This is a genomic window from Sphingomonas sp. NPDC019816 (genome assembly GCF_050274375.1).
Classification (GTDB): domain Bacteria; phylum Pseudomonadota; class Alphaproteobacteria; order Sphingomonadales; family Sphingomonadaceae; genus Sphingomonas.
The window spans coordinates 1-9258 of record NZ_JBNNOB010000140.1 but is presented as its reverse complement, the minus strand read 5'-3'; the positions used below and the strand labels follow the sequence as shown (position 1 = coordinate 9258).

12 protein-coding genes are annotated in these 9258 nt (G+C 65.6%); 7 read left to right on the top strand and 5 right to left on the bottom strand.

Annotated features, from left to right (window positions below; translation table 11 throughout):
• From ACQKJZ_RS16200 to ACQKJZ_RS16190, 3 genes are all read right to left on the bottom strand, one after another.
• The coding region (locus ACQKJZ_RS16200; RefSeq protein ID WP_427732359.1) for a CoA-transferase at nucleotides 1-263 on the bottom strand (263 nt) is incomplete at its 3' end.
• Between the two features lie 2 nt (nucleotides 264-265).
• Nucleotides 266-1129 carry an HAD family acid phosphatase gene (locus tag ACQKJZ_RS16195; RefSeq protein WP_427732357.1) on the bottom strand — a complete coding sequence of 288 codons (864 nt, stop codon included), beginning with the start codon at nucleotides 1127-1129 and terminating at the stop codon, nucleotides 266-268.
• Nucleotides 1130-1311: 182 nt separating this feature from the next.
• A complete protein-coding gene (locus ACQKJZ_RS16190) occupies nucleotides 1312-2013 on the bottom strand; it encodes a CoA transferase subunit A (protein ID WP_427732355.1) in 702 nt (233 codons plus the stop codon).
• A gap of 122 nt (nucleotides 2014-2135) precedes the next feature.
• Between ACQKJZ_RS16190 and ACQKJZ_RS16185 the strand changes: the two genes are divergently transcribed.
• Nucleotides 2136-3785, top strand: coding sequence for a thiamine pyrophosphate-binding protein (locus ACQKJZ_RS16185; protein WP_427732353.1), 1650 nt, complete (start codon nucleotides 2136-2138; stop codon nucleotides 3783-3785).
• 227 nt (nucleotides 3786-4012) lie between these two features.
• On the opposite strand, the gene ACQKJZ_RS16180 is transcribed toward ACQKJZ_RS16185, so the two are convergent.
• Both ACQKJZ_RS16180 and thiS read right to left on the bottom strand, forming a co-directional pair.
• Nucleotides 4013-4195: a CsbD family protein gene (locus tag ACQKJZ_RS16180; RefSeq protein ID WP_427732351.1), complete on the bottom strand. Its 183-nt coding sequence runs from the start codon at nucleotides 4193-4195 to the stop codon at nucleotides 4013-4015.
• A gap of 90 nt (nucleotides 4196-4285) precedes the next feature.
• A complete protein-coding gene (gene thiS, locus ACQKJZ_RS16175) occupies nucleotides 4286-5296 on the bottom strand; it encodes a sulfur carrier protein ThiS (RefSeq protein ID WP_427732349.1) in 1011 nt (336 codons plus the stop codon).
• Nucleotides 5297-5412: 116 nt separating this feature from the next.
• Between thiS and aroQ the strand changes: the two genes are divergently transcribed.
• From aroQ to ACQKJZ_RS16145, 6 genes are all read left to right on the top strand, one after another.
• On the top strand, nucleotides 5413-5847 hold the full coding sequence (aroQ, locus tag ACQKJZ_RS16170) for a type II 3-dehydroquinate dehydratase (protein WP_427732347.1): 435 nt from the start codon (nucleotides 5413-5415) through the stop codon (nucleotides 5845-5847).
• 14 nt (nucleotides 5848-5861) lie between these two features.
• Nucleotides 5862-6347 carry an acetyl-CoA carboxylase biotin carboxyl carrier protein gene (gene accB / locus ACQKJZ_RS16165; protein WP_427732345.1) on the top strand — a complete coding sequence of 162 codons (486 nt, stop codon included), beginning with the start codon at nucleotides 5862-5864 and terminating at the stop codon, nucleotides 6345-6347.
• A gap of 6 nt (nucleotides 6348-6353) precedes the next feature.
• Nucleotides 6354-7706: an acetyl-CoA carboxylase biotin carboxylase subunit gene (accC, locus tag ACQKJZ_RS16160; protein ID WP_427732343.1), complete on the top strand. Its 1353-nt coding sequence runs from the start codon at nucleotides 6354-6356 to the stop codon at nucleotides 7704-7706.
• A gap of 207 nt (nucleotides 7707-7913) precedes the next feature.
• Nucleotides 7914-8249, top strand: a complete 336-nt coding sequence (gene arsC / locus ACQKJZ_RS16155) for an arsenate reductase (glutaredoxin) (protein WP_427732341.1) — start codon at nucleotides 7914-7916, stop codon at nucleotides 8247-8249.
• Between the two features lie 160 nt (nucleotides 8250-8409).
• Entirely contained in the window at nucleotides 8410-8748 is a 339-nt protein-coding gene (locus tag ACQKJZ_RS16150; protein ID WP_007405799.1) for a P-II family nitrogen regulator, read from the top strand.
• Between the two features lie 112 nt (nucleotides 8749-8860).
• On the top strand, nucleotides 8861-9258 hold a 398-nt coding region (locus ACQKJZ_RS16145; protein ID WP_427732338.1), incomplete at its 3' end, for a glutamine synthetase beta-grasp domain-containing protein.

The following is a 9258-nucleotide window of genomic DNA, read 5'->3' as shown; positions in this document are numbered from 1 at the left end:
CTGTCGGCGGACGAAAAATACACCGAATGCGGCAATTCGCTGATCGTCTGCTTGCCGGCGTTGATCAGGTCGGGATCGACCTCGTCATCATAGGGGAATGGCCCGATGCCCAGCATGCCGTTTTCGGATTGCAGCGTGACTTCAACCCCTTGTGGGATATGGTTGGCAACCAGTGTCGGGATACCGATGCCAAGATTGACGTAGAAACCGTCCTTCAGCTCCTTGGCCGCGCGGGCGGCCATCTCGTCGCGGGTCCAGGCCATGCTCACTCTCCTGTCGGGTGCCACCGCCGGTCGGCGGGGAAGATATCGTCGGCGCTGCCCTTCAGCGCCTTGCCATAGACGGGGTTGGGGAAGACGAACCAGCCGCGCCCCCAAAGGGCCGCCACCTGCGGTCCATCGGCCAGCGCGCGGCGTTGCGCCACCGTGCCTGATACGTTGAACAAGTCACTGAAATCGCCCAGTTGATCACCACCCATGGCGATGACGCAATAGCGGTCGGCGATGCGCCAGCGGCGCGCGTCCTTGCCGTCACCGGTGTTGGTGTCGGTACGCACGAACAGCGTATCGCCGTGCACCGCCGGGCCGAGCCCCGCCGCCTCGATCGCGCGTGCGGCGCCGGCGGCGTCATCGCGATTGGTGTTGAAGATCACCGTCACGCCCATGGTGCGCAGATCGGCGATCGCCTGCGTCGCGCCGGGGGTGGGCAGGACGGCGCGGCCGTCGCTCTGCTCCCAGTTGCGCCAGCGGCCGGCAAAGGCGCGGTCGGCGCGCCCGGTCAGGTCATCCTGCTCGAACCCCAGGTTCAGGAGGACGGTTTCGTCCACGTCGAACACCGCCGCCGGGCGCTTGCCCGCGCATGACGCGAAACGCGGCGCGGCGAAGGTCGCGCCTTGCGCCAGCACGACGCTGTCACGCGGACGATTGCGCACCTTGTCGGCGGCATAAGTGACGAGCGCGTTCCAGGCCTGGCGCGAGATCGCGTCGGCTTCGGCCGAGCCGTAGAGATATTGCATGCCCGCCAGTTTGGGGTTGGCGGCGGCGGGCGGGGGTGCGGGGCTGTTGTTTCCGACCGCGACGACGCAGCCGGACAGGGTCAGGGCGGCGGCGAGAGCGGTGCCCAGCCTCAAAGCGGGGCGCCCTCCCCCAGCCCCTCCCGCTTGCGGGAGGGGAGAGGTTTTGCCGCGACGGTCTTGCTTCCTCAACATGCGTTTACTCCCCCGATGCCCGCCAAACACGCTCCCCCCCCCCCGCAGGCGGGAGGGGGTCGAGGGGAGGGCTGGCGCTCTCCGCATCCCCCGCGCCCTCGAAATCAAGCCCGCTCGCGAACCGTGCGAAACTCGATCTTCTTCTCATACGGCGCGCCGACGATCATCCGCTTCACGTAAATTCCCGGCAGATGGATCTGGTCGGGATCGAGGCTGCCCACCGGCACGACCTCTTCGACCTCGGCGACGCAGATCCGTGCCGCCGTCGCCATCGGCTGGTTGAAGTTGCGCGCGGTCTTGCGGAAGATCAGGTTCCCGGCCTCGTCGGCCTTCCACCCCTTGATGATCGACAGGTCGGCGCGGATGCCGCGTTCGAGGATGTAATCCTCGCCGTCGAACTGCTTCACTTCCTTGCCCTCGGCGACCTTCGTGCCGACGCCGGTCTTGGTGTAGAAGCCGGGGATGCCTGCGCCGCCAGCCCGGCAGCGTTCGGCGAGCGTACCCTGCGGACAGAATTCCACCTCCAACTCGCCGCTGAGATACTGCCGTTCGAACTCCTTATTCTCGCCGACATAGGACGAGATCATCTTCTTGACCTGATGCGAGCGGAGCAACTTGCCGAGGCCAACGCCGTCGATCCCGGCATTGTTGCTGGCGATGGTCAGGTCCTTGGTGCCCGCCGCCTCGATCGCGTCGATCAGGCGCTCGGGGATGCCGCACAGGCCGAAGCCGCCGGCGCAGATCGTCATGCCGTCATGGAGCAGGCCGTCGAGCGCTGCGGCGGCGTCGGGATAAAGCTTCTGCATGGGCGTCCTCCCTTGATGTGCCGAAGCGTTAGGCGGAGGCGTGGAGCCTGGTCAACCCAGCGTTTGCGCTTTGCGCGGGCCAGCGTTTGCGCTTTGCGAACGAGCGAGGCTAGGCTGCCCCTATGACCTTGAAAACCGGCGGACGCCTGCTTGTCGATGCGCTTCTCGAACAGGGGTGCGACCGTATCTTCACCGTGCCGGGTGAAAGTTTCCTGGCGGTGCTGGACGCGCTGCACGACACCCCCGCCATCGATCTGGTCACCTGTCGGCAGGAGGGCGGCGTGACCTTCATGGCGTGCGCCGACGGCACGCTGACCGGGCGGCCGGGCATCGCCTTCGTCACGCGCGGGCCGGGCGCGACCAATGCCGCGATCGGCGTGCATGTCGCGCGGCAGGATTCGCAGCCGATGATCCTGTTCATCGGCGATGTCGACCGGGGCACCCGTGACCGGGAGGCGTTTCAGGAGGTCGACTTCCAGGCGATGTTCGCGCCGATGGCGAAATGGGCGGCGCGGATCGACGATGCCGCGCGCATCCCGGAATATATCGCCCGTGCCTATGCCACCGCGATGAGCGGGCGGCCGGGACCGGTCGTCCTCGCCCTGCCCGAGGACATGCTGTGCGACAGGGTGGAGGGCATGCCCCGCCCCTTTATCGAACGGCCGACACAGGACGTGACCATTGAGGATGTGCTGGCCGCGCACGACCTGATCGCGAAGGCCGAGCGCCCGGTCGCGATCATCGGCGGCGCTTATTGGGACGCGGAGACGACCGCGCTGGTCGAACAATGGGGCGAGGCCGCAGGCGTACCGCTGGTCGCCGCGTTCCGGCGACAGGATGCGGTGTCGGCAAACTGCCCGGTCTATGCGGGCAATCTGGGCTATGGTCCCAATCCCGCGCTGGTCAAGCGCGTGCGCGAGGCCGACCTGCTGATCGTGCTGGGCGCGCGCCTGGGGGAAGCGACCACCGACGGATATGGCGTCGTCACGCCGGATCATCCCGGCCAGACGCTGATCCATGTCCATCCCGACCCGGAGGAGTTGAACAGCGTCTATCGCGCGGATCTGGCACTGTGCAGCGACGTTCACCGCGCGGTCGGGATGCTGGAACTGCAAGCCAGTGAAGCCGCTCGCCCACACCCCTCGGGCGCGGAGGCGCATGCCGATTATCTCGCCTGGTCCGACCCGGCACCCCGTGACGGCGTGACGCTGGACCTCGGCCAGTGCGTCGCGGCCATGCGCGACAGCCTTCCCGCCAACACGATCATCTGCAATGGTGCGGGCAATTATTCGGGCTGGTGGCATCGCTATTGGCGCTACGAACCGGGAAGCCAGCTCGCTCCGACCTGCGGGGCGATGGGCTATGGCGTGCCCGCCGCCACCGCCGCCGCACTTCGCCATCCGGGCCGGATGGTCGTGGCGCTGGCGGGCGACGGGTGCTTCCTGATGAACGGACAGGAACTGGCGACCGCCGTCCAGCATTGCGCGTCGATGCTGGTCATCGTCGTCGATAACGGCGGCTATGGCACAATCCGTATGCACCAGGAGCGCGAATATCCCGGCCGTGTCGCTGCGACCGCTCTGGCCAATCCCGACTTCGCGGCGCTGGGGCGCGCTTATGGCTGCTGGAGCGAAACGGTGACCCGAACCGAAGACTTCGTCCCTGCCCTTGCACGCGCGATAACGGAACCAGGCGTCAAGCTGCTGCACCTGAAGACCGACATGGAGGTGATCACGCCCGCAACCACCCTATCCCGAATCACCAACCGGTGAGGTTTGGCGTGCTCGCCGGGCGGGACCTGCGCTCCCCCAACCCCCTCGGCAGGTCGCAATGCCGTTTAACGCGTTTTACACAAAATCAACGAGATGGAACTCAAAGTAACGCTACCATTGGCGAAAGACGTATCTCTGTCGGACCGCAGACAAAAGAAAACCGCCCCGGTATGACCGGGGCGGCGAGGTCGTTGCTGATTGCTTTAGTCAGATAACGACTATCAGACTTAGATATTGTCGCCAAGGGCGCCCTTGACCGAGCCCTTCATCTGCTGGCCCTTGCCTTCGACCTGCTGCGCCTGACCGTCGGCCTGCATGTCGGCGTCGTGGTTATGCTCACCCAGCTTTTCCTTGGCCTTGCCAACCAGCTCGTTGACATTGCCCTTGATCTTGTCGGTCAGCTCACCCATTACGGCCTCCATTTACTGGGGATCATGTCATCCCGTTGAACACTCGAGCAAACAACGGTTCGTTACGGCCAGGGTTCCCTGAAATTAACGTCAGATAAGACCGGCAAGCGGGCTGGATGGGTCGGCATAGCGGCGCTGCCCCATGCGGCCGGCGCGGTACGCCATACGACCCGCCTCGACGCCCGCTTTCATCGCTCGCGCCATCAGGACCGGGTCCTTGGCCTCGGCGATGGCGGTGTTCATCAGCACGCCGTCGCAGCCCAGTTCCATCGCTACGGCGGCTTCGGACGCGGTGCCGACGCCCGCGTCGACCAGCACGGGAACCTTCGCCCCCTCGACGATCAGACGGATCGTCACCTTGTTCTGGATGCCCAGCCCCGATCCGATCGGCGCGCCCAGCGGCATGATCGCGACCGCGCCGGCGTCCTCAAGGCGCTTGGCCGCGATGGGATCGTCGACGCAGTAGACCATCGGCTTGAAGCCTTCCTTGGCCAGTACCTCAGTCGCGCGCAGCGTCTCGTACATATCCGGGTAGAGCGTCTTGGCCTCGCCCAACACCTCCAGCTTGACCAGCTCCCAGCCACCCGCCTCGCGCGCCAGCCGCAGCGTGCGGATCGCATCCTCGGCGTTGAAGCAGCCCGCCGTGTTGGGCAAATAGGTGATCTTTTTCGGGTCGATAAAGTCGGTCAGCATCGGCGCGTTGCGATCCGACACATTCACCCGGCGCACCGCCACCGTGACGATCTCCGCCCCCGCCGCCTCGACCGCCGCCGCGTTCTGCGCGAAGTCCTTATATTTGCCGGTACCGACGATCAGCCGCGAACGGAAACGCTGCCCCGCCACTTCCCACGAATCGTCGTCCGTAACCGGCGCCGCATGATCGCCACCCCCGACGAAATGGACGATCTCGATCTCGTCGCCATCCTCGACCTGAACATCGGCCAGCGTCGAGCGCGGCACGACCTCCAGATTACGCTCCACCGCCACCTTTTCCGGCACCAGCCCCAGCTGGCTTGCCAGATCGGCGAGCGACAGCCCGGCGGCGACCCGCTTATGCTCGCCGTTCACGGTGATCGTCACGGTTCCATCGGTGTGGGGCATAGCTGTGTCACTTACCATATGAAGCGCTGCCCGCTCGACGTGGGATGGGGCAAGCGGTTAAAGGATGGCCTTCGATCTAGGCCCGGCCAACCCGAGCCGCAACCATGGGAGTGCGGATGTCCGCGACCGTCTTCGTCCTGAACGGCCCCAATCTGAACCTGCTGGGCCTGCGCGAACCGCATATCTATGGCCATGATACGCTGGACGATATCGCGGGGATGCTGGAGGACCGGGCGCGCGAGCTCGATCTGGCGATCGACATGCGTCAGTCCAATCATGAAGGCCATCTGATCGACTGGCTGCACGAGGCCCAGGCCTATGAGGCGAAAGCCGTACTGCTCAATGCCGGGGGCTTCACCCACACCTCGATCGCGATCCATGACGCGATCAAGTCGGTGACGACCCCGGTGATCGAGGTTCACCTATCCAACCCTCATGCACGGGAGCCATTCCGTCATGAGAGCTTCATCGGGCGTGCCGCAAAAGGCACAATCGCTGGTTTTGGCGCGCAATCCTATCTGCTCGCGCTTGAAGCCGCCGCCCGGTTCTGACAGGAGCGCGTCCCATGACCGAAAAGACTGAACAAGCGATGAAGGTCGATGTCGACCTCGTCCGTCAGCTCGCCGAGCTGCTCGACGCCACCGCCCTGACCGAGATCGAGGTCGAGCATGGCGACCGCAAGATCCGCGTCGCGCGCAAGGCGGCGGCCGTCGCCCAGATGGGCTATGCGCCCGCGCCTGTGGCGGCCCCCGCTCCGGCCGCCGCGCCCGTCGCCGCCGCCCCGGCGGAGGCCAGTGCCCCGGCACCCGCCGCGAACGCGAACGCGGTCAAGTCCCCGATGGTCGGCACCGTCTATCTGGCGGCCGAACCGGGCGCCAAGCCCTTCGCCGCCGTCGGCCAGAAGGTCGCCGCCGGCGACACGCTGCTGATCGTGGAAGCCATGAAGGTGATGAACCCGATCACCGCGACGTCGGCGGGCACCATCACCGCCGTCCTGGTCGAGAATGGCCAGCCGGTCGAATTCGACCAGCCCCTGGTCGTCGTCGAGTAAGCCGCCTTGGCGCAGATCAAGAAACTCCTGATCGCCAATCGCGGTGAGATCGCGCTTCGCATCCACCGCGCCTGTCACGAGATGGGGATCGAGACCGTCGCCGTGCACTCCACGGCCGACGCCGATGCCATGCATGTGCGCCTCGCCGACCAGGCGGTGTGCATCGGCCCGCCGGCCGCCGGCGACAGCTATCTCAACATCCCGAACATCATCTCGGCCGCCGAGATTTCGGGCGCGGACGCGATCCACCCCGGCTATGGCTTCCTGTCGGAGAATGCCAAGTTCGCCGAGATCGTCGAGGCGCACGGCCTGATCTTCGTCGGCCCGAAGCCCGAACATATCCGCATCATGGGCGACAAGGTGGAGGCCAAGCGCACCGCCGGCGCGCTCGGCCTGCCGCTCGTCCCCGGTTCGGACGGCGCGATTTCGGACGTCGATGAGGCCAAGGCGCTTGCGGCCGAGATCGGCTATCCGGTGCTGATCAAGGCGGCGTCGGGCGGTGGCGGCCGCGGCATGAAGGTCGTGCCCTCCGAGGACCAGCTCGAAACGCTGATGCAGCAGGCCGGTTCGGAGGCGAAGGCCGCGTTCGGCGACTCGACCGTCTACATGGAAAAATATCTGGGCAATCCCCGGCATATCGAGTTCCAGGTGTTCGGCGACGGCAACGGCCAGGCGATCCATCTGGGCGAGCGCGACTGCTCGCTCCAGCGCCGCCACCAGAAGGTGCTGGAGGAAGCCCCCTCGCCGATCATCACGGCCGAGGAGCGCGCGCGCATGGGCGGCGTGGTCGCCAAGGCGATGGCCGATATGGGCTATCGCGGTGCGGGCACGATCGAATTCCTGTGGGAAGACGGCGAGTTCTATTTCATCGAGATGAACACCCGTCTCCAGGTCGAACATCCCGTCACCGAGATGATCACCGGTCTGGACCTGGTGCGCGAGCAGATCCGCATCGCCGAGGGGCATCCGCTGACCCTGCGTCAGGAGGACGTCCAGTTCCGGGGCCACGCGATCGAGTGCCGCATCAACGCGGAAGACCCCCGCACCTTCGCCCCCTCTCCGGGCACGGTGAAGATGTACCACGCGCCGGGCGGCATGCATGTCCGCGTCGATAGCGGCCTGTATCAGGGCTATAAGGTCCCGCCTTATTACGACAGCATGATCGCCAAGCTGATCGTCTATGGCACGACCCGCGAAGGCGCGCTGCGTCGCCTGCGCCGCGCGCTGGAGGAGTTCGTGATCGAGGGGATGAAGACCACCATCCCGCTCCACCAGTCGCTGCTCGACGACCCTGAGTTCCAGAAGGGCGACTATACGATCAAGTGGCTGGAGGAATGGCTGGCCAAGCAGGGCGCGTAAGCCTTTATTCCTCCCCTTGCAGGGGAGGTGGCAGGGCGTAAGCCCTGACGGAGGGGTGTCCCGGGTCGAGAGGTTTCCGAACCTCGCCACCGGGGGCTCCCCTTCGCCATACTTGGCATGCCCCCCCTTGCAGGGGAAGAAATTTAAAGCCCGCAGGCCGGGATTACCCCTCCACATTCCGCGCCGTGCATGGCACAAGCATCGGCGATGAAGGCGACGATCCTCCACAACCCGCGCTGCTCCAAGTCGCGCGAGGCGCTGGCCCTGCTGACCGAAGCGGGCGCGGATGTGACGGTGGTCGAATATCTGAAGACCCCGCCCGGCGCCGACGAGCTGGCGCGCCTTTATGCCAAGGCCGGGCTGTCGCCCCGCGATGGCCTGCGCAAAGGCGAGGCGGAGGCCAAGGCGCTTGGCCAGGCCGATGAAGCGACGGTGCTGGCCGCAATGGCCGCCAATCCCATTCTGATCGAACGCCCACTGGTCGAGACGCTCAAGGGCGTGGTCATCGGCCGGCCGCCAGAAGCCGTTCGGGGCATCCTGTGACCGCTGCCTGTTATTTGAGCAGCGAACCATATCCTGCCCGCTTTTCGGGCGCAGTTCTTGACGAATTCCTGCCCTCCCACGAGGGCAATGCAGTTGGCACGATCCCTGCTACGCAGGCGGTCGGGCGAGGGTTCGAACACCATCAGGGACAGTCAGGCGCGTGAAAAAGATTGAGGCGATCATCAAGCCCTTCAAGCTCGATGAGGTGAAGGAAGCGCTGCACGAGATCGGCGTGTCCGGCATCACCGTCACCGAGGCCAAGGGCTTCGGCCGCCAGAAGGGCCATACCGAGCTCTATCGCGGCGCCGAATATGTCGTCGACTTCCTGCCGAAGGTGAAGCTGGAAGTGGTCGTCGAGGACGGTCTGGCCGAACGCGTGGTGGAGGCGATCGCCGCCGCCGCGCAGACGGGCCGCATCGGCGACGGCAAGATCTTCGTGATCCCGGTGGAAACCGCGCTGCGCATCCGCACGGGCGAACGCGACGACGCGGCGATCTGACGCATCCCGATCCCTTGAACGTCACCGGGCTGACACCCAGCCCGCCTAAAAAACGTACAACCGGCTCCGGTCTTCTTCCGGGGCATGGATCAAAGCAGAGAGAGAACGGCACATGGCGAAAACGGCCAGCGACATTCTGAACCAGATCAAGGACGAAGAGATCGAGTGGGTCGATCTGCGCTTCACCGATCCGAAGGGCAAGTGGCAGCACCTGACCATGGTCGCCTCGATCCTGGGTGAGGACGAGCTGACCGATGGCCTGATGTTCGACGGTTCGTCGATCGAGGGCTGGAAGGCGATCAACGAGTCGGACATGGTCCTGAAGCCCGACCTTGACGCCGTCTACACCGATCCCTTCTCGGCCACCCCGATGCTGATCGTGTTCTGCGACGTCGTCGAGCCATCGACCGGCGAGCTCTATGCGCGCGATCCGCGCTCGACCGCCAAGCGCGCCGAGGCGTTCGTGAAGACCACCGGCATCGGCGACACCGTCTATGTCGGCCCGGAAGC